The organism is Idiomarina abyssalis (assembly GCF_019797805.1).
Classification (GTDB): domain Bacteria; phylum Pseudomonadota; class Gammaproteobacteria; order Enterobacterales; family Alteromonadaceae; genus Idiomarina; species Idiomarina abyssalis.
On sequence record NZ_CP081832.1, the window covers coordinates 1,570,843 to 1,592,624 of the forward strand.

Sequence of the window (21,782 nt, forward strand, 5' to 3'; positions counted from 1 at the left end):
TAATTAAAAAGCGTCTCTGTTTAGTAGATAACTACCACTATAACAGAGACGCCCTTAGTTCGGCTATTTATCATTACTTTAACTAATGTGACTTACAGACGAACGCCGCCGTCAATCTCGACCACACGGCCGCTGAAGAAGTCATTTTCAATAATGTAGCGAGCGCTGTGAGCAATTTCATTGGGCTGCCCCCAACGTTTCAACGGAACCATAGATAACGCGCGATCAACCGCTTCAGGTTTCATCTGCGCAGTCATTGGGGTTTCGATAAAGCCAGGCGCAATGGCACCACAGCGAATGCCGTAGCGACCCAATTCACGAGCCCAGGTGACTGTCATGGCAACCACACCGGCTTTGGTTGCGGAATAGTTAGTCTGTCCCATGTTGCCGGCACGCGCGACACTGGAAATATTGATGATAACGCCTTTCTTACCAGCTTTTACCATCTGCGCTGCGGCTTCACGGCCGCATAGGAAGGTACCGGTGAGGTTCACATCCAGAACCGACTGAAATTGCTGCAGTGGCATCTTCTGTTTCAGTTCGCCGTCTTTGAATTTAATCAGCAGGCCGTCACGCAGTAGGCCTGCGTTGTTTACCAGCACATCAATACCATCAAACTCTTGCTGAATTTGTTCAAACACGGTTTCTACCGACTCTTCGTCAGTAATATCAACTTCATAGCCAACTACTTTGGCAGCACCCAGCTTTTCGCAGTGCTCCTGAGCTTCACCTAATACGTCGCCGTTAATATCGATAAGTGCAAGTTTAGCGCCTTGTTTGGCGAAATCTTCAGCCATTGCAAGGCCCAGCCCCTGGGCACCACCGGTAATAACAATAACACTGTCTTTAATTTGCATGTGCTTCCTCGTTTCTTAGGTTACTTCTGTGACTTAGGTGCCACATAATTAAAAATACTGGAAAAATCCTGACGACCGTGGCCTTGCTCAGACCAGCTATGGTAAAGATTACGAGTCAGTGACCCCATAGGCGTTGCGGCACCGCTTTCTAATGCGGTTTGTTGCGCCAGGCCTAAATCCTTAGCCATTAAGTCAACCAAAAAGCCGCCCTGATAGTCGTTACTTGAAGGCACGTTGTCCATTACGCCAGGACACGGATTATAAACCTGTAAAGTCCAGTTGCTACCTGAGCTTGCCAGCATAATTTCCGATAAAACTTTCGGGTCCAGCCCGTTCGCCTTACCTAATTGCAGAGCTTCTGAAGTACCCACCATTAACACCGACAACAGCATGTTGTTGCAAATTTTTGCAATCTGTCCGGCACCGACATCACCGGCGCGGAAAACATTTTTCCCCATGTCGTTAAGCACGGTGCGAGCGCGGTCCACATTGGTTTCTGTGCCGCCGCAAATAAAGGTTAAGGTGCCGGCTTTCGCGCCACCCACACCACCAGAAACCGGCGCATCAATAAAGGCAATACCGGCTTTCTCGAGCTGTTCACCCACATACATAGCGGTATCTGATGAAATGGTACTGCAATCAATAACGAGCTGATCTTTGGTCAGTTTATTAATTAAACCGTCGTCTCCAAGGTAAACAGCTTTTACGTGGCGGTCTGCCGGCAGCATAGACACCACAAACTCAACGCCGTCGATGGCTTCAGCCGCTGTTTTCGCTGCCTGTGCACCGTCCGCAACTATAGCTTTCAGCGCGTCTTCCGATAAATCAAAAGCCTTAACGGTGTGGCCTGCTTTTGCCAGGTTGCTGGCCATAGGGCCACCCATGTTTCCCAGTCCAATAAATCCTACGGTTGCCATACAGGCACTCCTTCTTGTTAATTCGTTTTATTTATCAAGATCGGCTAATGGATGCGTTCGCTCGCCCCAGGGCGGTAAAAAGAATGCATCAACCTCTTCTGCTGGTACTTCGCCTACCGAGCTATGCTGCCATTGTGGGTTCTTATCTTTATCAATCAGCAATGCCCGAATACCTTCTGCAAAGTCACCACGAACCGCACAGTTACAAGACAAGGTCAGCTCTAACCGGAAACAATCCGCCAACGACAGATCAGAGCCCTGCTGCAGTTGGTTCCAGACCAGGTGCGAAGTAAACGGGCAACCATTTGCCAGATTCTTACGCGCCCGCGCCAGCCATTTATCATCGGTTTCATCATTCACAATACGTGTAACAATATCGCCAATGTCATTGCCGGCTGTTAATTCTGTAATAAGCGACTGGTGTGGCTCAACCTGAGGGTTAGGTAAGGCCGTTGTGTCGTTGCTGGCAACTGAACTTAATAAGTCGGTCACTTTCTGCTTATTCAGTGCGGAGGTATTACCCCATTCCATTTCTTTAAGCTGAGTCAGAATCGTTTCTTTACTTTCGTGACCCACGAAATGGTCTGCCAGGTTCAGATATAACGCATCATTTGCGTTCATCGTTGCACCCGTAATACCTAAGAATAAACCACAGCCTTGTGGCATGCGATTAAGGAAGTAGGTAGCACCAACGTCCGGATACAAGCCAATCGTCACTTCCGGCATGGCCAGTAACGAGCGCTCAGTCACAATACGGTGGCTGGCCCCGTTCATTAAGCCCATACCACCGCCCATGACAATACCGTCACCCCAGCAAATGAAGGGCTTAGGGAATGTCTGGATAAAGTAATCAAGCTGATATTCCTGGGTAAAGAAGTTTTCAACCTCTTCAACTAATTTACCTGGCTCGGCCTGCATAGCTTTATACATAGCGACAATGTCACCACCGGCACAGAAGGCTTTTTCACCAGCGCCCTGCAACCAGACACAAGCCACTTTGTCGTCATCTGCCCATTTCTTGAGCTGTGGTAGCAGCTTTTCAGCCATTGCCAGACTCAGAGCGTTCAGTGATTTTTCGGAATTTAATGTAGCAACGCCGATGACTTTGTCACCGGCGTTTAGTTCTTCAAAAAGTACAACGTCTTGCATGGAGTCTCCTTACAAGATTTCGCGGTCATTATCCGCCAACATACGGCGACCAATAATCATACGCATGACTTCGTTCGTGCCTTCCAGAATCTGGTGAACACGAACATCACGCACATGGCGCTCTAATGGATACTCTTTTATGTAGCCATAACCACCGTGCAGTTGCAGTGCGTCGTTACACACCTTAAAACCAACATCGGTCGCAAACTGCTTCGCCATAGCGCAATAGGTGGTTTTGTCAGCGTCGTTGTTATCAACTTTACTGGCTGCCAAACGCACCATTTGACGGGCTGCTACCAGCTCAGTGGCCATATCAGCTAACTTAAACTGTAGCGCCTGAAAAGCTGCCAACGGCTTACCAAATTGCGTACGTTCCTGCATGTAGGCTTTAGCGGTATTCAGCGCCGCTTGTGCGGTACCGACAGAGCAAACCGCAATGTTGATGCGTCCACCGTCTAAGCCCATCATGGCAAACTTAAAGCCTTCGCCTTCTTTACCCAGCAAGTTTTCTGCCGGAATACGAACGTCTTCAAACGTTACTAAGCGAGTTGGCTGGGCGTTCCAGCCCATTTTCTCTTCGGCTTTACCGTAAATAACACCTTTGGCATCGGCCGGTACAGCAAAGGCAGAAATGCCTTTAGGACCATCTTCGCCAGTGCGTGCCATAACCACCAGAACGTCAGTTTCACCGGCACCAGAGATAAACATCTTAGAGCCGTTCAGAACGTACTCGTCACCATCTTTTTTTGCACTGGTGCGTAAGCTGGCAGCGTCTGAACCTGAACCGGGTTCTGTCAGGCAGTAAGAGCCCAGCTTCTCGCCGGTAACCAACTCTGGTACCCACTGATCAATCACTGACTGTTGGCCGAAGGAGCCAATCATCCAGGTGACCATGTTATGAATCGTCATCATAGCCGTGGTTGCTGTACAGCCACCCGCCAACTGCTCAAAAATGAGCGCTGAGTCTAAGCGGCTCATTCCAAAGCCGCCAGCTTCTTCCGGCGTGTACATGCCCATAAAGCCCATTTCACCGGCTTTACGGAACACTTCAATTGGGAAGTGGTGTTCTTCATCCCACTTAGCCGCATTAGGCGCCAGCTCTTTATCAGCAAACGCTTTAGCCGTATCAACAAAGGCTTGCTGGTCTTCTGTCAATTCGAAATTCATCGCTATCCCCTACTACCTTAGGTTAATTGACATGTTAGGGCCGGCTGGATCTTCCAGATCGCTCTCAAACCAACGCGCCGTTACTGTCTTCGTTTCACTGTAAAAACGAACGCCCTGCTTACCATAAGCATGAAGATCACCAAAGAATGAACGCTTCCAGCCGGTAAATGAGAAGAAAGGCAGTGGTACCGGAATTGGGATGTTAATTCCTACCTGACCCACTTCAACTTCGTGCTGGTATTTACGCGCTGCCGCACCGCTTGCAGTAAAGATAGACGTACCATTACCGTAAGGGTTGTTGTTAACCAGCTCTAATGCGTCTTCTAAGCTGTCCACTTCTGTGGCGCACAATACCGGACCGAAAATTTCCGTTTTGTAGATTTCCATATCCGGCGTTACGTTAGAAAATACTGTTGGACCAACCCAGTTACCGTTTGGCAGGCCATCAACTTTGCAATTACGACCATCAACCAACAATTTCGCGCCTTCTTTTTCACCCTGAGTAATCAAAGCTTCAACGCGCTCTTTTGCTTGTGGGCTAATAACCGGACCATAAGCGGCATTTTCATCATTCCATGCGCCCGGACGAACTTTCGCAATGGCTTCAGCAATTTCAGGGATCCACTCTTTTGCCGCACCAACGAATACTGCGACAGAAATCGCCATACAACGTTGACCCGCTGCACCGACAGAAGAACCAACCATGTTGTTGATCACTTGCTGTTTATTGGCATCTGGCATAATAACGCAATGGTTTTTCGCACCAGCAAAGGCCTGTACCCGCTTACCATTTTCTGTACCACGACGGTAGATGTACTCTGCAACCGGCACAGAACCAACGAATGACAAGGCACGAACTGCCGGATGATCCAGCAGGAAATCAACCTGATCTTTATTGCCATGCAGGACCTGCAACACACCTTTAGGCGCGCCAGCTTGTTCAAATAATTCCACCAAACGATTTGGCGTTAATGGATCTTGCTCAGAAGGTTTAAGAATAAAGGTGTTACCACAAGCAATTGCCAGCGGGAACATCCACAGTGGGATCATAGCCGGAAAGTTAAATGGCGTAATACCTGCGCAAACCCCAAGTGGCTGAGTGTAGCTGTAAGAATCAATTTTACGGGCAACGTTTTCAACAGTTTCACCCATTAATAACGAAGGAATATTGGCTGCGTGTTCAACTACTTCGATACCACGCCAGACGTCACCTTTTGCATCTTCAAAAGTTTTACCGGTTTCCTGCGCCAGAGTTTCTGCTATTTCTTCCTGATGTTCTTTTAACAAGGCCTGATAACGCATCATGACACGAGCGCGTTCAGAAACAGGCACTTCTTTCCAGGTTTTAAAAGCTTCGCGTGCACTCTCAACCGCTGCTTCCATTTCACTCTGGGTAGCAACTGGCACTTGTGCGATAACTTCCTGTGTCGCTGGATTGGTGACAGGAATCCACTGTTCTGACTTCGAGGCGACAAATTCGCCATCTATATACAGAGGCACTTTCTTAGACATAATTCACCTTCTTATTGTGTTATTTTGTCATCTATTGATGAGCTAAATTTAGTTAAGTGAGCCTTAACGTGACCCTCTTAATTCTGATTACTTTACTTTGGGCCGCCAGTTTTTCGCTAATCGGCGTTTATCTTGCCGGTCAGGTTGACGGTTATATTGTTGTGTTTATCCGCATGATTTTAGCACTGATAACCGTGTTACCGTTATTTCGTTGGCGGCATTTGTCTCCCAAAAGTGGGCAGCTACCTCAACTGACTAAACTGGCCGTTATTGGCGCTATACAAATTGGCGCCATGTATTTGTTTCTTTACCATGCGTTTTTGTATTTGAGCGTTGCCGAAGTGCTTTTGTTCACTATTTTTACACCGCTCTACATAACCCTCATTGACGAACTCATACTCAACCGCAAGCATTTACCTCTTTTATGGTGGATTGCTGCGGCAGTATCCGTTTGCGGCGCTGCCATAATTCGGTATCAACCGCTGTCTGATGATTTCATCACTGGTTTCTTTTTAATTCAGGCCGCCAATGCTTGCTTTGCCTTAGGTCAAGTTGCTTATAAACGTTTACCGACCGGTAAGACATTGGCACAAAGTCAGCAATTTGCTGCGTTTTTCTTTGGTGCCAGTGTTATTGCCGGCCTGGGTGTTTTGCTTTTTGCTGACCTAAACATGATGCCTGCAACTAACCTCCAGTGGGGCATTTTACTGTGGCTAGGTATTGTCGCCTCAGGCCTTGGTTACCTTGGTTGGAACCTTGCCAGTAAATGGGTCAACACCGGACAGCTTGCCACTATGAACAATGCCTTAATTCCCGCTGGAATTCTGGTTAATGTCTTATTCTGGGAACAGTCCTTTGACTACACCCGTTTAAGCATTGGTGCTTTGATCATAGTGCTTGCCGTTTGGCTAGCCGGGCGGGTTCAAAAGCTGAAACCCGCAGGCTAGCCTATACCGGCAAAGCCCGACTAGATCATTTCCACAGCCAGAGCGACAGCTTCGCCGCCACCGATACACAACGAAGTAATGCCTCGTTTCTGGCCTTTTTGTTTTAAGGCGTGCAACAGCGTTACCAGCAAACGTGCACCGCTTGCGCCAATAGGATGCCCTAAAGCGCAAGCTCCGCCATGCACATTCACTTTGCTCGCATCCAGTTTCATTTCCTGAATTGCCAGCATGGTTACCATGGCAAAGGCTTCGTTAATTTCCCATAAATCGACGTCGTCTTTTGTCCAGTCCAGCTTGCTCAACAATGAGTTCATTGCGCCAATAGGTGCAATAGTGAATTCAGACGGTGCCTGCGAGTGCGTTGTGTGACCCATCACCCGGGCCAACGGCTGCAGACCTTTGGCTTTTGCTTCACTTTCACGCATTAAGATAAGCGCCGCAGCACCGTCAGAAATAGAGCTTGAGTTAGCCGCGGTGATCGTACCGTCTTTTTTGAACGCCGCACGTAACTGAGGAATTTTATCCAGTCGTGCTTTACCCGGCTGTTCATCGGTATCTACGGTAACTTCACCTTTACGAGTTGAGTAAGTCACCGCTGTAATTTCATCTTTAAACAAGCCGTCTTTAATGGCTGCCTGCGCTTTGGTTAAAGAATGAATCGCAAATTCATCCATTGCTTCACGATCAATACCGTACTCATCAGCAGTACTTTGCGCGTAGCTTCCCATGGCTTTATTCTCGTAAGCATCTTCAAGGCCGTCGAACATCATGTGATCCAGCACTTGTCCATGCCCCATGCGATAGCCGCTGCGACCTTTAGGTAGCATATACGGCGCGTTGGACATGCTTTCCATACCGCCCGCCAGTACAACGTCAGCAGAACCGGCTTTGATTAAGTCATGAGCCATCATCGCGGCTTTTAGGCCCGAGCCACAAACCTTGTTTATCGTTGTAGCGCCGGTCGAACGAGGTAAGTCAGCATAAAGCATCGCCTGACGAGCCGGAGCCTGACCTAAGCCTGCCGGCAAAACATTACCCATGATAACTTCCGAAATATCATCGGCTTTCAAACCGCTGTTACTCAGTGCTGCCTTAATGGCTGCTGCACCCAAATTAGGAGCAGAAACTTCACTCAGACAACCCTGAAAACCGCCCATTGGCGTACGGTTGGCCGCCACAATCACGATGGAATCGCTTGACATCTTTCCTCCAAATGCACTTTACGTTAACGTAAACTTCCTCTAAGCTTAGATCCCAGAGCAACCAAAAAGCAAGTACCGATGGACAATAAAGTAACTTACAGTATTGGTGAACTGGCAAAACAATTTGACATTACCACTCGCAGCATTCGTTTTTACGAAGACGAAGGTCTGCTCTCTCCCAGACGCCAGGGCCAACAGCGCATTTACACCAATAAAGACCGGGTTCGTTTAAAGCTGATTCTACGCGGCAAACGGCTGGGGTTTTCACTGGCTGAAACCGGCCGTTTATTTGAGTTGTACGATGCAGACAACAGCAGCGCGGCGCAGTTACAAAAAGTACTTGAGCTCATCGGTGAGAAAAAGCTCTCGCTCAAACAACAGATGGAAGATATTAATGTGTTACTGACCGAGTTAAGCGGTCTTGAGCAACGTTGTCAGGACGAGCTTAAGACCATTAGCTCATCAGTTTCAGAAGTTCATTCTCAGGAGTCGTTATGATCAGTCAATACACCACCTTTAACTTTGGGCTCGGCGAAACAGCCGACATGATCCGTGAGCAAGTTAATGCCTTTGCGCGTGACGAAATTGCCCCTCGCGCCGCTGAAATCGATGAAAAAAATGAGTTTCCCAGCGACTTATGGCGCAAGCTTGGCGATATGGGTCTGCTCGGTTTAACCGTTGCCGAAGAGTATGGTGGTTCTGGCATGGGCTACCTTGAGCACGTTATCGCGATGGAAGAAATTAGCCGTGCATCAGCCTCTGTTGGCCTGAGCTATGGGGCACACTCCAATTTGTGTGTGAACCAGATTCACCGCAACGGTAATGAAGAACAGAAGCAAAAATACTTACCTAAGTTATGTACTGGCGAACACGTTGGTGCCTTAGCAATGAGTGAACCTAACGCCGGCTCTGACGTTGTCAGTATGAAGCTACGCGCCGATAAAAAAGGCGACAAATACATTCTGAACGGCAACAAAATGTGGATCACAAACGGTCCTGAAGCGAACGTCTTTGTTATTTACGCAAAAACCGAACCCGAAAAGAACTCTCGTGGTATCACCGCTTTTATTGTTGAAAAAGACACGCCAGGGTTCAGCCAGGCACAAAAGCTCGACAAACTGGGTATGCGTGGTTCAAACACCTGTGAACTGGTGTTTGAAGATGTCGAAGTGCCTGCAGAGAACATTCTGGGTGAACTTAACGAAGGCGTTAAAGTGCTGATGAGCGGCCTTGATTACGAGCGCGCTGTTCTTGCTGCTGGTCCTTTAGGCATTATGCAGGCCTGCCTTGATACTTGCGTACCTTATATTCACGATCGCAAACAGTTCGGTAAAGAGATCGGCGAATTCCAGCTGATTCAGGGCAAAGTTGCTGATATGTACACTCGCACTAATGCGGCGCGTGCTTACGTTTACGCAGTAGCTCAGTCTTGTGACCGTGGTGAAACTACCCGTAAAGACGCCGCAGGCGCTATTCTTTACGCAGCCGAATTAGCGACTCAGCTTGCGCTGGACGCTATACAGTTATTGGGTGGTAACGGCTACATTAACGAGTATCCGACAGGCCGCCTGCTGCGCGACGCGAAGCTTTATGAAATCGGTGCCGGTACGTCGGAAATTCGTCGTATGCTTATTGGTCGCGAACTGTTCACTGAATCAAAATAATAAGGAGGCAACGCCGTGGCGGTTTTATCCAGTAAAATCAACACCCGCGATGCACAATTTGCGGCTAACAGTGAGTCTATGCAAGACGTCGTTAACGACTTGCAGGAAAAAGCGACAAAGATTCATCAGGGCGGTGGTCCTAAGTATCAGGAGCGCCACTTATCTCGCGGTAAATTACTGCCTCGTGACCGTATTAATAAGTTGCTGGACGCTGGCTCGCCATTTTTAGAAATTGGCCAGTTTGCCGCCTGGGAATGCTATGAAGATTACGTTCCTGCTGCTGGCGTTGTCGCTGGCATAGGTCAGGTTGAAGGCACTGAGTGCATGATCATCGCCAACGATGCCACTGTGAAAGGCGGCACCTACTACCCGCTGACCGTGAAGAAGCACTTGCGCGCTCAGGAAATTGCCGAGCGTTGTCACTTGCCCTGTATTTACCTGGTGGACTCTGGCGGTGCCAACCTGCCCCGTCAGGACGAAGTATTCCCTGACAAAGAGCACTTTGGCCGCATTTTCTTTAATCAGGCGAATATGTCAGCCAAAGGCATTCCTCAAATTGCGGTGGTTATGGGCCTTTGTACTGCTGGCGGTGCTTACGTACCCGCGATGGCGGATGAAAGCGTTATTGTTAAAGAGCAAGGTACCATATTCCTGGCAGGTCCACCTTTGGTTAAAGCTGCAACGGGTGAAGAAGTTTCAGCCGAAGAGCTTGGCGGCGCCGACGTGCACACACGTATTTCCGGTGTTGCCGACCATTTTGCTCACAACGATGAGCATGCTTTAGCTTTAGCACGCCGCTCGGTAGCACGCCTTAACCGAGGCGAGCCAACTAAGCTGGACCGCCAACCATCAAAGCCACCACGTTACGACGCAAAAGAGCTGTACGGCATTGTCGGTACCGACCTGCGCAAGCCTTATGACGTCCACGAAGTGATTGCACGCATTGTTGATGATTCTGACTTTGATGAATTTAAAGCCAACTACGGTAATACGCTGGTGACGGGTTTTGCCCGCATTGACGGCTACCCCGTTGGTATTATCGCGAATAACGGCATTTTGTTTTCCGAGTCGGCACAAAAAGGTGCTCACTTCATTGAGCTTTGTGCCCAACGTAAAATTCCACTGGTGTTCTTACAAAACATTACCGGCTTTATGGTCGGTAAAAAGTACGAAGCCGAAGGCATTGCCAAACACGGCGCGAAAATGGTTATGGCCGTTTCCTGTGCGAAAGTTCCTAAGTTTACCGTCTTAATTGGTGGTAGCTATGGTGCCGGTAACTACGGCATGTGCGGTCGCGCTTATGACCCAACCATGATGTTCATGTGGCCAAATGCGCGTATCTCGGTCATGGGTGGTGAGCAAGCTGCAGGCGTTATGGCGCAGGTCACCAAAGATAACTTAGCCCGTAAAGGCGAAAGCCTGAGTGAAGAAAAAGAACAAGCGCTGAAAAAGCCGATTGTTGAGCAGTACGAGAAACAAGGTCATCCGTATTATGCGTCTGCCCGCTTATGGGATGACGGCATTATTGACCCGGCACAAACGCGCGAAGTTCTGGCACTAAGCCTTGCCGCTTCATTAAATGCACCGATTGAAGACAGCCGTTTCGGCGTCTTCCGCATGTAATCGGAGGTTATTAACCATGGCAAAATACACAGAGCTTGATATCAACAGCCAAGGCGTTGCAACGCTGACGTTAAACCGCCCGGATGTTCACAACGCTTTTGACGATGTGATGATTGCGGAACTCCTGAAGGCATTAAAAGAAGTTGAAGAAAGTGATAGCGCGCGTGTGCTGGTGCTTCGTTCAGAGGGTAAAAACTTTTCTGCCGGTGCGGACCTGAACTGGATGCGCTCAATGGCGGATAAAAACTACCAGCAAAACGTGGATGACGCCGGTGAGCTTGGGCTGTTAATGGAGCGTCTGGACTTGCTCAGCAAGCCCAGTATCGCGTTAGTCCAGGGCGCCGCTTTCGGCGGTGCCGTAGGCCTTGCCGCCTGCTGTGACATTGTACTGGCGCAACCGCGCAGTAGCTTTTGTTTGAGTGAAGTGAAAATTGGACTGATCCCCGCGGTTATCAGCCCTTATGTTGTCCGCACCATTGGCGAGCGCCAATCACGCCGATATATGCTGACAGCAGAACGTTTCTTTGCCGATAAAGCGCAGGAACTGGGCTTAGTTAATGACGTTGTTGAAGACTTCGATGAGCCCCTGAACAAACTATTAGAAGCGCTTTTAGCGAACAGTCCACAAGCGGTAGGCGCCTGTAAGAAACTGATTCGCAATGTCGGTTCACGACCAATCGATAAAGACGTACGTGAACACACCATTAAAGCCATTGCCGAAATTCGCGTGTCGGACGAAGGTCAGGAAGGACTCAGTGCGTTTCTTGAAAAACGCCCCGCCGCCTGGCTTAAACAGAGTTAACAACAGGTCTCATTATGATCAAAACATTATTGATTGCGAACCGTGGTGAAATTGCCTGTCGTATTATTGCCACAGCTAAAAAAATGGGAATTCGCACCGTAGCGGTATTCTCTGACGCCGACCGCAAATCGCGCCACGTTAAATTGGCCGATCAGGCTGTACATATTGGTCCGGCAGCAAGTACTGAAAGTTACCTGCGTGGCGATAAAATCATTGCTGCGGCTAAACAAACCGGTGCCGAAGCCATTCACCCCGGTTATGGGTTTCTCTCAGAGAACGAAGATTTTGCTGACCAATGTCAGGCTAATGACATTATATTTGTTGGCCCGCCGGTATCATCCATTGCCGCTATGGGCTCTAAGAGCGCGGCTAAATCTATTATGCAGGACGCCGGCGTTCCACTGGTTCCGGGCTATCATGGTAGCGAGCAGGACATCGAAACCTTAAAAGCAGAAGCTGAAAAAGTCGGCTTTCCGCTACTGCTGAAAGCGGCGTACGGCGGCGGTGGTAAAGGTATGCGTGTGGTCGAAAACATGGGCGAATTTGATGAAGCTCTGAATTCGGCCAAACGCGAAGCTAAGTCCTCTTTCGGTAATGATAAAATGCTCATGGAGCGTTTTATTCGTAACCCCCGCCACGTAGAGATTCAGGTGTTCACCGATGAACACGGTAACGCCGTTTATTTGGCAGAGCGCGACTGTTCGGTACAACGCCGTCACCAAAAGGTGCTTGAAGAGGCTCCGGCTCCGGCATTAACCGAAAAAACACGTACGGAAATGGGCGAAGCCGCCATTCGCGCCGCTCAGGCAATAGACTACGTTGGTGCAGGTACGGTTGAGTTTCTGTTTGACCAAAGTGGCGAATTTTATTTCATGGAAATGAACACCCGCTTACAGGTTGAGCATCCGGTTACAGAAATGATTACCGGACAGGATTTAGTCGAATGGCAATTACTGGTTGCATCCGGTCAGCCACTACCTCTGGCGCAGAATGACATTCAGGTAAACGGTCACGCGTTTGAAGCCCGAATTTACGCTGAAGATCCGGACAACGACTTTTTACCTTGCACCGGTACCATTAAACACTTACGCACTCCGGCAGAAGAAAACGGCGTTCGCATTGATACCGGTATTGAAGAAGGCGATGAAATTTCCGCCTTCTACGACCCTATGATTGCGAAGCTCATTGTCTGGGACACCGATCGTACTCGTGCTCTGCTACGCTTACAAAAGGCCTTACGTGAGTACCGTTTAACCGGCCTGACCACGAACGTCGACTTTTTGCATCGTTTGGCTTCACACCCAGAGTTTGTGAAAACCAACCTGACAACAGAGTTTATTCAGCAATATCAGGAAGACCTGCTGCCGGATAACTCTGTGAATTATCAACAAATTGCGACCGAAGCCGCTTTATTTGATATTAGTCAGCGTCAGCAGCAACGTGGCAGTTCACCATGGCAAAGTGGTAATGCGTTTAGAATGAACTCGGCAGCTACACATACAGTGCCACTGCAGTTTGGCGAAGAAACCTATGCGATATCGCTCATTGAAACTGCCTCAGGCGAATTCCTGCAGAAAGTTGATGAGGAAAGCATTCGCTGGCAGGCGTCTTTAACCGACGACAAACTCACGCTGACTGCGGGCAGTATGCGTTATCATCGTTATGTCAGCGCCGATGATCAGCAAATTACCGTATTTACTGACAACGGCCCTGTCATTTTCCATCGGCACCGTGTGGCAGACACCCTGTCCGACGACGCCGCTCATGGTGGCCATGTTGCGCCAATGAACGGTACCATCATGGAAGTGCTGGTAGAAAAAGGCGATACTGTTGAAAAAGACCAACCGCTTGTCATCATGGAAGCCATGAAAATGGAATACACCATTCGCGCCGGGCATGAAGGTGAGGTGACCGACATTTTCTTCGCCGCTGGTGACTTAGTCAGTGACGGTGACGAGCTTATAGCAGTTAATGAAGCGGAGTAACAATGAGCCTTGCAGACAAGATAAAGATCGTTGAAGTAGGTCCGCGTGACGGCTTACAAAATGAAACCGCCGTTTCTGTCGATGCAAAAGTTGCTTTGATTGAAGCGCTGGCTGATGCTGGCGTTTCCTACATTGAAAGTGCCAGCTTTGTGAGCCCTAAATGGGTACCGCAAATGGCCGACAGCAGTGCCGTTATGGAACAAATAACGCGCCGCCCAGGCATTACCTACGCGGGTTTAACACCCAACCTGAAAGGCTTTGAAGCAGCCGTTGCAGCCAATATGGACGAGGTTGCCGTATTCGGCGCAGCGTCGGAAGCCTTTACACAAAAAAACATAAATTGCAGTATTGATGAATCGCTGGAGCGTTTTAAGCCGGTTATTGCAGCCGCCAAAGAAAAAAACATACCTGTCAGAGGTTATGTATCCTGCGTTTTAGGTTGTCCTTATCAGGGTGAGGTGCCGCTGGAAAATGTAGTCAAGGTTGCTGAAGCGCTTTACAACATGGGCTGCTATGAGGTTTCACTTGGCGATACCATAGGTGTCGGAACCCCCTTAAAAGCACAGGAAATGCTCGCTGCGGTAGCCGAAAAAGTGCCCATGGAAAAGCTTGCATTGCACTTTCACAATACCTACGGACAGGCTTTAGCTAATATTATGGCTTGCCTTCCATTAGGCGTTGCCACTATTGATACGGCCGTTGCTGGTTTAGGCGGATGCCCTTACGCTAAAGGTGCCAGTGGTAACGTTGCCACCGAAGATGTGGTGTACATGCTAAACGGTATGGGAATTAAAACCGGTATCGATTTGAATAAGTTAATCGCAGCCGGGGCCGATATTTGTCAGCATTTAGCGCATGGCCCCCGTTCACAAGTCGCGATAGCAGAATTGGCAAAACAAGGGGATTAAACATGACTTCAGAAGCATTGTGGCAACCGTCAGCAGATACCATTGCCAATGCCCGCATGACGGATTTCCTGCAACAGGTGAATACAGAAAAAAATGTAGCACTGGCCAATTACCATGACCTTTACCAGTGGTCAGTCGACAACGACGAAAGCTTCTGGTCTATGGTATGGGATTACTTTGATGTTATTGGCGAAAAAGGTTCTACCGTCGTCACCGATAAAGAAAAAATGCCGGGTGCCAAATGGTTTCCTGAAGCCAAACTAAACTTTGCTGAAAACCTATTACGCCATAAAGATGATCACATTGCGCTTATTTTTCGTGGTGAAAACGGCGTAAGACAACAACTCACGTATGCTGAACTAAACCACGAAGTAGCCGCCTTTGCCGCGGGCTTGCGTCAACGCGGCGTCGAAGCTGGTGACCGTGTTGCTGCCATGATGCCCAATTGCATTGAAACCATTATTGGTATGCTGGCAACTACCAGTATCGGTGCTATCTGGTCATCCTGCTCTCCGGACTTTGGTGTTCAGGGCGTGCTTGACCGCTTTGGTCAAATTGAACCCAAAGTACTGATAACCGTTGACGGCTATTTTTATAATGGCAAAAACCTCAACATAAAAAGCAAAACCGCGGATATTATAAAAGAAATAAAAAGTATTGAAGCCACCGTTGTGGTCAATTTCAGTCAACAAAAAGACCGCCTTAAAGGTGAAAATGTTTTTGCCTGGAATGACTTTAGCGATGCCGAACAAACACAAATAGACTTTGTTCCTCGTAATTTTAATGATCCGCTCTATATTATGTTTTCATCTGGCACCACGGGCGTACCTAAATGTATTGTTCACGGTACCGGTGGCACGCTATTGCAGCATGTAAAAGAGCACGGCCTGCATACCGACTTAGACCGTGACGATAACCTATTCTATTTCACCACCTGTGGCTGGATGATGTGGAACTGGTTAGTCAGCGGTTTAGCTGTTGGCGCTACCCTTACCTTATTTGATGGCTCTCCTTTTGCACCGGAACCTGAATTTTTATGGGACGTTGCAGACGAAGAAGGCATTACCGTATTTGGTACCAGCGCAAAATACTTAGCGGCACTTGAAAAAGCCGACGTTAAACCAAGAGAAAGTCACAACCTGGAAAAGCTGCGCAGTATCTTAACAACCGGTTCTGTACTGCCGCCAGAAAGCTTTGATTACGTATATCGCGACATTAAAAAAGACCTTTGTCTTTCGTCTATATCGGGTGGTACTGACATTGTTTCTTGTTTTGCCCTTGGCTGCCCTATTCTGCCTGTCTACCGTGGTGAATTGCAGTGCCGCGGGCTTGGTTTAGCCGTGAATGTTTATGACGATAACGGCAAGCCGGTTCGTGGCGAAAAAGGCGAACTTGTCTGCGAAAATTCCTTCCCTTGCATGCCAGTGAGCTTTTGGGGAGATGATGACGGTGAGCGCTATTACAACGCCTACTTTGCCCGTTTTGAAAATACCTGGGCCCACGGTGATTTCGCCGAGCTAACTCAGCACGATGGCGTGATTATTTACGGCCGCTCTGATGCGGTTCTTAATCCTGGCGGCGTGCGTATTGGCACTGCTGAAATTTACCGTCAGGTAGAAAAAGTTGATGAAGTATTGGAAAGTATCGCTATTGGTCAGCAATATCACGATGACGAGCGTGTCGTTCTTTTCGTTAAGCTAAGAGAAGGTATAGAGCTTAACGACGAGCTGCGTCAAACCATTGCAAAAACCATTCGTGCAAACGCGACTCCACGTCACGTTCCTGCTGTAATTTTGCAGGTTGACGATATACCCCGTACTATAAGCGGTAAGATAGTTGAATTAGCGGTACGTAATGTGGTTCACGGTGAGCCTGTTAAAAACACAGATGCTCTGGCAAACCCAGAAGCACTGGATTACTTCCGTGATAGAGAGGAGTTGCGTTAATCCATGATGTTCCTGCACGGATCACGGCAGGCGGTCGTAGCAGCCATTGTAGGCCTGGTTATTACGGTTACCGCTTTTAGCTATTTGCGTTACCAAGAAAACCAAGTTGTCCACGACGCACTGGAAGCTGAAACTTACAGCTTACAGCGTGATATCCGGCAAAGTCTGGTTTCACATTTATTTGTCGCTGAACTTCTGGCGAGAGAGTGGGAACGCAGTGATCTGACCATAAAGGAACGCTGGAAGGAAAATGCCGATATCGTTACCTTGTACTATCAAAACGTGCAAGGTATCGCCTGGCTTAATGACGACCTCAACATAGAATTAATCTATCCCCAAAATGAACAGCCGGAGTTATTAGGCACCTCTTTCTCTAAAACTTCACTGGTTGGAAAACTGGAAGCATCTGAAGGTAATAGGCATGCCATGATGGGGCCTGCCGGAAATCTCGGTCGTATTAGCAGCGACATTGCCATTTTCGTCCGGGTTGAACGAGAGCAAAATCCAGGCTTTCTGGGGTTCATCATTAGCCTACAGAGTCTGTTCAGCAATGTTGTTCGCAGTAATATTAGTGAAGGCTTTCAACTGAGTGTACGAAGTGAAGACGACGTCCTTTTCCAGTTTGCCGGAGACTCTTCGTTACGTGATGAATGGTCCCATTATCACTCATTACAGTTGGTCGGCAACAGTTGGGAGCTTTCGGTTTGGCCTACGACGAATCATTTGGAACAGCTGCGCGGTGGTATCTCAGTAGCGGCCTTAATTGCCGGGCTACTGGTTACCAGTATGTTGACTTTTGTGCTTTATATTCTGGGGCAAAGCCGCTTTAAGGCGCAACAACTGGCCGATTCAAACATTGAGCTCTATAGTGAAATTGACGAGCGAGAGCGCATTGAAAAGCAAATGGCATACCTGGCCGAACACGACTCGCTCACCGGACTGGTAAACCGTAATGCGCTAAAACGTATTTTGGGTGAATGGCTGGAAACTGAATCACCGCATAAGAAAGCAGCTTTGCTTTTCATTGACTTAGACAGATTTAAAGAAGTTAACGACGCGCTGGGGCATACCGTTGGTGACGAACTCTTACGCAGAGTTGCGCGCCGTATTACGAAGCTGGCTCCTAAGTCCAGTGTTCTTGCCCGGGCTGGTGGTGATGAATTCTTACTCGCTATAGCAGAGCCGGACAGTCGCGAGAGCGTTATAAAGCTATCTGAACAGTTACTGCAAGCTCTCGACACCCACTTCTTTGTTGATGTGTACGAGTTATTTATTAGTGCATCCATTGGTATTACCTTTGCTGAGGATGCCGACTTTAACGCTGAATACTTTATTCGTAATGCCGACACAGCGCTTTACCAGGCTAAAGAGCATGGCCGTAACACTTATAAAGTGTACGATAAAGCCATACACAGAGACTTGACCAAGAAGCTGGAACTCGTTAAACGACTGCGCCATGCTGTTTCTAAACAACAATTAACGGTTTATTACCAACCTAAGGTTGAGTTAAGCAGTCGCCGTATCAGCGGCCTTGAGGCCTTGGTGCGCTGGGTTGACGACGACGGCAGCATTATTCCACCGGATGAGTTTATTCCATTGGCTGAAGATACCGGTTTGATTATTCCGATATCAGAATACGTTATGGAAGAAGCGTTTCTCCAATTGAAGCAATGGCACGATATCGGATTTGAAGAGCTCAGTATCGCGATCAATATTTCAGGAAAGCAGCTACACTTACCTGAGCTGGTTGATGATATTATGGAGCGCGTAAATGAAGCTCAGATACCACCGAGCAAAGTCGAACTAGAGCTTACGGAGCAAGTCTTTATTGAAAATATTCAGTCACATACCCGCTTTATGCATTCGGTACGTGAACACGGAATGTCACTGGCAATCGATGATTTTGGCGTAGGTTACTCTTCATTGTCGTATCTTAAGAACTTCCCGGTGACTTCATTAAAAGTTGACCGCTCCTTTGTTAAAGACCTGCCCCACAACGAAGATGACGCAACCATTACGCAGGCGATTATTAGTCTTGCACGCAACCTGAATATTCAACTGGTTGCAGAAGGTATTGAAACAGAAGAACAAGTCGAATTTTTATTACAGCGTGAATGTAGTACCGGCCAGGGGTTCCTTTTTAGTAAACCCGTACCGGCACGACAAATCACCCAATTATTACAGCAGTATAAAGGGCTTATCCCTATCCAGATTGCCTGAATATAGCGGAGGTTAACGTGGAACGCGAAAGTATGGAGTTTGATGTCGTAATTGTTGGTGCAGGCCCTTCTGGGCTGGCAACCGCCTGTCGACTCGGTCAACTCGCACAAGAAAGTGAGCAAGAGCTCATGATATGCGTTGTTGAAAAAGGCGCCGATATTGGCGCGCATATTTTATCAGGTGCCGTTTTTGAACCACGTGCCTTAAATGAACTTTTCCCTGACTGGAAAGAGCGCGGCGCGCCGCTTAATACGGAAGTCACCGGCGATGATATTCTGCTGTTAAAAGACGAAGATAGTCACACTCGTCTACCTGACTTTACCGTGCCAAACACCTTCCATAATAAAGGCAATTATATTGCCAGTATGGGTAACCTTTGTCGCTGGATGGCAGAACAGGCAGAGCAACTAGGTGTAGAGATTTTCCCGGGCTTTGCGGCCTCAGAAATCCTATACAACGAAGACGGCAGCGTTGCCGGTATTCAAACTGGTGACATGGGTGTTGCTAAAGACGGCAGTGAAAAAGATGGCTACATGCCAGGTATGGAACTGCGTGCTAAATACACTTTGTTTGCAGAAGGTTGCCGTGGACACTTAGGTAAAGAGCTGATTAATAAGTTTGAACTGGATAAAGACAGTACACCTCAACACTACGGTTTAGGCTTTAAAGAAATTTGGGATATACCAGAAGAGCTGCATGAACCCGGGAAAGTGGTTCACACCGCAGGCTGGCCGCTAACCGATAGTAATGCCAGCGGTGGTGGTTACCTTTACCACGCTGAAGACGGGCAAGTGTATTTAGGCTTAATTGTGGACCTCAACTATGCAAACCCGTATCTGAACCCCTTTCAGGAGTTCCAACGCTTTAAAACACACCCTGCAATTAAAAACGTGATAGAAAACGGTAAGCGCGTATCCTACGGGGCTCGAGCCATTGCCAAAGGTGGTTATTACTCGTTGCCGAAAATGACATTCCCGGGCGGTTTACTTGTCGGCTGTAACGCCGGTACTTTGAATTTCGCCAAAATTAAGGGTAACCATACTGCCATGAAGTCGGGCATGGTTGCCGCTGAATGCGTCTTTGAACAGCTTAAAAATGGTAAAGCCAACGACGACATCAGTAACTTTAAAAACGCCTTTGAAAACTCATGGGTATTTGATGAGTTATACCGCTCTCGTAACTTTGGCGGCGCGGTTCATAAGTTAGGTACCATGTTAGGCGGCGCATACAACATGGTTGACCAAAATTGGTTTGGCGGCAAATTACCCTTTAAATTTAAAGAGTGGACACCGGATTATAAAGCCACCGGTAAAGCCGAAGATTTTAAGGCAATTGACTATCCTAAACCTGATAATAAACTCACATTTGATCGTTTATCATCTGTCTTTTTATCTAATACTAACCATGCTGAAGATCAGCCTTGCCATTTAAAGCTGGAAAACGCTGATATTCCTTTAGAGGTTAATTTACCGAAATACGCCGAGCCCGCGCAAAGATATTGCCCCGCCGGCGTTTATGAGGTTGTTGAAGAGGACGGGAAACAAGTTTTCCAGATTAACGCTCAAAACTGTATACATTGCAAAACCTGTGACATTAAAGATCCCAGTCAGAATATTACCTGGGTTGTTCCGGAAGGTGGTGGCGGACCAACTTATCCTAATATGTAAGTAAAGTGTAAATCTCATAACAAAAAACACCAAAGCATGCTAAATGTTTTGGTGTTTTTTCATTTTAGGAACTTGTAAATTTTTAACCTGTCGACTTATTTAAGTCCTAAGTGTCCCTTAAACGAGGTGTATTATGAAACTATTAACGTCCTTAGCAATATTATCTTTATTAGCCTCCCCTTTCGCTCTGGCTCAGCAATCTGAAGATAATAACAATGAAGAACAAGAGCGCAGCGAAGAAGTTCGCAAGCAGCAAGACGACTTAAAAGCTGACATGGAGGCCATGCGAAACGAGCAAAAAGCTGAAATGGAAGCTATCCGCAACGAGCAAAAAGCGAAAATGGCAGAACGTAAAGAGGAACGGAAACAACAAAAAGCAGAGCGCAAGGAAGACAAAGCTGAGAAAAAAGAGAAATGGAAATCGATGAAAGAGAAACGTAAATCAGAAAAAGAAAAAATGAAAGAAAAACGCCAATCGCTTAAAGATAAGTCTGACGACTCAGATAAGAATGAAGACAAAGACGACGATAATAACGATGATGACAATGGTAACAATTAATTGTTAATAACTGAGTGTATAAAAGGCGGATCAATGATCCGCTTTTTCCGTTTGACACATAATTTTTAATTAATAATAAACTTCAATTAAAATACTTTATCTCGCTATAATGAATACAAATCAACATGAAATTTAAGTCAATCAAATAAGGTAAGAATCAATGAGTGATTTCATTAATATTCTGCGTCATGAGCGTCGTTTAAAAGCTGCACTAAAAGAACTTAACTTAAATGAACTGGAAAGCATTAAAGAAAAGTTCGATTCGGTTATCGCTCAGCGTCGTGAAGAAGAAGCTGAGAAACTGCGCCAGCATGAAGCCAAACAAAAGAAAATTGAAGAGTTTAAAAGTGCAATGGCAGACGCCGGTATCGAGCTTTCAGACATATTAGAGCAAGAGCTGGGTGGAGAGCCTATTGTTAAAACAACTCGCAAGAAAAGAGCGCCTAAGCCGCCTAAATATGAATACACTGATGAAAATGGTGAAAAGCAAACCTGGACTGGTCAGGGGCGCATGCCAAAAGCTATGAAAACAGCGATTGATAATGGCAAACCGTTAGAGTCTTTTTTAATTAAGTAATAAGACGAATTTATGCGTAGTCGCGATGAATAATTAATCAAGACTACGCTTTTTGTTGAACAATAGACTCAGCTTGATTA

At 47.4% G+C, this 21,782-nt stretch carries 18 protein-coding genes; 12 read left to right on the forward strand and 6 right to left on the reverse strand.

Features of this window, described 5'->3' with window-relative positions:
* Positions 1–92: 92 nt before the first annotated feature.
* The 5 genes from K5X84_RS07515 to K5X84_RS07535 are packed head-to-tail and all read right to left on the reverse strand — an operon-like array spanning position 93 to position 5,602.
* On the reverse strand, positions 93–857 hold the full coding sequence (locus K5X84_RS07515) for an SDR family oxidoreductase (protein WP_054488200.1): 765 nt from the start codon (positions 855–857) through the stop codon (positions 93–95).
* Positions 858–877: 20 nt separating this feature from the next.
* On the reverse strand, positions 878–1,774 hold the full coding sequence (mmsB, locus tag K5X84_RS07520) for a 3-hydroxyisobutyrate dehydrogenase (protein WP_054488201.1): 897 nt from the start codon (positions 1,772–1,774) through the stop codon (positions 878–880).
* A 27-nt stretch (positions 1,775–1,801) separates the two neighbouring features.
* Positions 1,802–2,923 (reverse strand): enoyl-CoA hydratase/isomerase family protein, encoded by a 1,122-nt coding sequence (locus tag K5X84_RS07525; RefSeq protein ID WP_222235475.1) that lies wholly within the window; start codon positions 2,921–2,923, stop codon positions 1,802–1,804.
* Between the two features lie 9 nt (positions 2,924–2,932).
* Positions 2,933–4,090, reverse strand: coding sequence for an acyl-CoA dehydrogenase family protein (locus K5X84_RS07530; protein WP_199494897.1), 1,158 nt, complete (start codon positions 4,088–4,090; stop codon positions 2,933–2,935).
* 12 nt (positions 4,091–4,102) lie between these two features.
* Positions 4,103–5,602: a CoA-acylating methylmalonate-semialdehyde dehydrogenase gene (locus K5X84_RS07535; RefSeq protein ID WP_054488204.1), complete on the reverse strand. Its 1,500-nt coding sequence runs from the start codon at positions 5,600–5,602 to the stop codon at positions 4,103–4,105.
* A gap of 68 nt (positions 5,603–5,670) precedes the next feature.
* Between K5X84_RS07535 and K5X84_RS07540 the strand changes: the two genes are divergently transcribed.
* Positions 5,671–6,549, forward strand: a complete 879-nt coding sequence (locus K5X84_RS07540; RefSeq protein ID WP_054488205.1) for an EamA family transporter — start codon at positions 5,671–5,673, stop codon at positions 6,547–6,549.
* Between the two features lie 20 nt (positions 6,550–6,569).
* Here K5X84_RS07540 and K5X84_RS07545 read toward each other — a convergent pair whose 3' ends face one another.
* Positions 6,570–7,751, reverse strand: a complete 1,182-nt coding sequence (locus K5X84_RS07545; protein WP_054488206.1) for an acetyl-CoA C-acyltransferase — start codon at positions 7,749–7,751, stop codon at positions 6,570–6,572.
* A gap of 78 nt (positions 7,752–7,829) precedes the next feature.
* Between K5X84_RS07545 and K5X84_RS07550 the strand changes: the two genes are divergently transcribed.
* The 11 genes from K5X84_RS07550 (at position 7,830) to K5X84_RS07600 (ending at position 21,702) form a co-directional block, all read left to right on the forward strand.
* Positions 7,830–8,249, forward strand: coding sequence for a MerR family transcriptional regulator (locus tag K5X84_RS07550; protein WP_054488207.1), 420 nt, complete (start codon positions 7,830–7,832; stop codon positions 8,247–8,249).
* Positions 8,246–9,415: an isovaleryl-CoA dehydrogenase gene (locus K5X84_RS07555; protein ID WP_199494901.1), complete on the forward strand. Its 1,170-nt coding sequence runs from the start codon at positions 8,246–8,248 to the stop codon at positions 9,413–9,415. The genes K5X84_RS07550 and K5X84_RS07555 overlap by 4 nt, the downstream gene beginning before the upstream one ends.
* A gap of 15 nt (positions 9,416–9,430) precedes the next feature.
* Entirely contained in the window at positions 9,431–11,038 is a 1,608-nt protein-coding gene (locus tag K5X84_RS07560; protein WP_222235476.1) for a carboxyl transferase domain-containing protein, read from the forward strand.
* 16 nt (positions 11,039–11,054) lie between these two features.
* A complete protein-coding gene (locus K5X84_RS07565; RefSeq protein WP_199494903.1) occupies positions 11,055–11,840 on the forward strand; it encodes an enoyl-CoA hydratase/isomerase family protein in 786 nt (261 codons plus the stop codon).
* A gap of 14 nt (positions 11,841–11,854) precedes the next feature.
* Entirely contained in the window at positions 11,855–13,825 is a 1,971-nt protein-coding gene (locus K5X84_RS07570; protein WP_199494904.1) for an acetyl/propionyl/methylcrotonyl-CoA carboxylase subunit alpha, read from the forward strand.
* Between the two features lie 2 nt (positions 13,826–13,827).
* Positions 13,828–14,733, forward strand: a complete 906-nt coding sequence (locus K5X84_RS07575; RefSeq protein WP_222235477.1) for a hydroxymethylglutaryl-CoA lyase — start codon at positions 13,828–13,830, stop codon at positions 14,731–14,733.
* A gap of 2 nt (positions 14,734–14,735) precedes the next feature.
* Positions 14,736–16,679: an acetoacetate--CoA ligase gene (locus K5X84_RS07580; RefSeq protein WP_222235478.1), complete on the forward strand. Its 1,944-nt coding sequence runs from the start codon at positions 14,736–14,738 to the stop codon at positions 16,677–16,679.
* Between the two features lie 3 nt (positions 16,680–16,682).
* A complete protein-coding gene (locus K5X84_RS07585) occupies positions 16,683–18,899 on the forward strand; it encodes a putative bifunctional diguanylate cyclase/phosphodiesterase (RefSeq protein WP_222235479.1) in 2,217 nt (738 codons plus the stop codon).
* Positions 18,900–18,916: 17 nt separating this feature from the next.
* Positions 18,917–20,566 carry an electron transfer flavoprotein-ubiquinone oxidoreductase gene (locus K5X84_RS07590; protein ID WP_222235480.1) on the forward strand — a complete coding sequence of 550 codons (1,650 nt, stop codon included), beginning with the start codon at positions 18,917–18,919 and terminating at the stop codon, positions 20,564–20,566.
* A gap of 133 nt (positions 20,567–20,699) precedes the next feature.
* Entirely contained in the window at positions 20,700–21,125 is a 426-nt protein-coding gene (locus K5X84_RS07595) for a hypothetical protein (RefSeq protein ID WP_222235481.1), read from the forward strand.
* Between the two features lie 160 nt (positions 21,126–21,285).
* Entirely contained in the window at positions 21,286–21,702 is a 417-nt protein-coding gene (locus tag K5X84_RS07600; RefSeq protein ID WP_054488227.1) for an H-NS family histone-like protein, read from the forward strand.
* Positions 21,703–21,782 lie beyond the last annotated feature (80 nt).

Excerpts from the sequence above, each read along its gene's own strand:
- K5X84_RS07515 (WP_054488200.1), bottom strand. The coding sequence starts at position 857 with ATGCAAATTAAAGACAGTGTTATTGTTATTACCGGTGGTGCCCAGGGG.
- mmsB (WP_054488201.1), bottom strand. The coding sequence starts at position 1,774 with ATGGCAACCGTAGGATTTATTGGACTGGGAAACATGGGTGGCCCTATG.
- K5X84_RS07525 (WP_222235475.1), bottom strand. The coding sequence starts at position 2,923 with ATGCAAGACGTTGTACTTTTTGAAGAACTAAACGCCGGTGACAAAGTC.
- K5X84_RS07530 (WP_199494897.1), bottom strand. The coding sequence starts at position 4,090 with ATGAATTTCGAATTGACAGAAGACCAGCAAGCCTTTGTTGATACGGCT.
- K5X84_RS07535 (WP_054488204.1), bottom strand. The coding sequence starts at position 5,602 with ATGTCTAAGAAAGTGCCTCTGTATATAGATGGCGAATTTGTCGCCTCG.
- K5X84_RS07545 (WP_054488206.1), bottom strand. The coding sequence starts at position 7,751 with ATGTCAAGCGATTCCATCGTGATTGTGGCGGCCAACCGTACGCCAATG.
- K5X84_RS07550 (WP_054488207.1), top strand. The coding sequence starts at position 7,830 with ATGGACAATAAAGTAACTTACAGTATTGGTGAACTGGCAAAACAATTT.
- K5X84_RS07555 (WP_199494901.1), top strand. The coding sequence starts at position 8,246 with ATGATCAGTCAATACACCACCTTTAACTTTGGGCTCGGCGAAACAGCC.
- K5X84_RS07565 (WP_199494903.1), top strand. The coding sequence starts at position 11,055 with ATGGCAAAATACACAGAGCTTGATATCAACAGCCAAGGCGTTGCAACG.
- K5X84_RS07570 (WP_199494904.1), top strand. The coding sequence starts at position 11,855 with ATGATCAAAACATTATTGATTGCGAACCGTGGTGAAATTGCCTGTCGT.
- K5X84_RS07575 (WP_222235477.1), top strand. The coding sequence starts at position 13,828 with ATGAGCCTTGCAGACAAGATAAAGATCGTTGAAGTAGGTCCGCGTGAC.
- K5X84_RS07580 (WP_222235478.1), top strand. The coding sequence starts at position 14,736 with ATGACTTCAGAAGCATTGTGGCAACCGTCAGCAGATACCATTGCCAAT.
- K5X84_RS07585 (WP_222235479.1), top strand. The coding sequence starts at position 16,683 with ATGATGTTCCTGCACGGATCACGGCAGGCGGTCGTAGCAGCCATTGTA.
- K5X84_RS07595 (WP_222235481.1), top strand. The coding sequence starts at position 20,700 with ATGAAACTATTAACGTCCTTAGCAATATTATCTTTATTAGCCTCCCCT.
- K5X84_RS07600 (WP_054488227.1), top strand. The coding sequence starts at position 21,286 with ATGAGTGATTTCATTAATATTCTGCGTCATGAGCGTCGTTTAAAAGCT.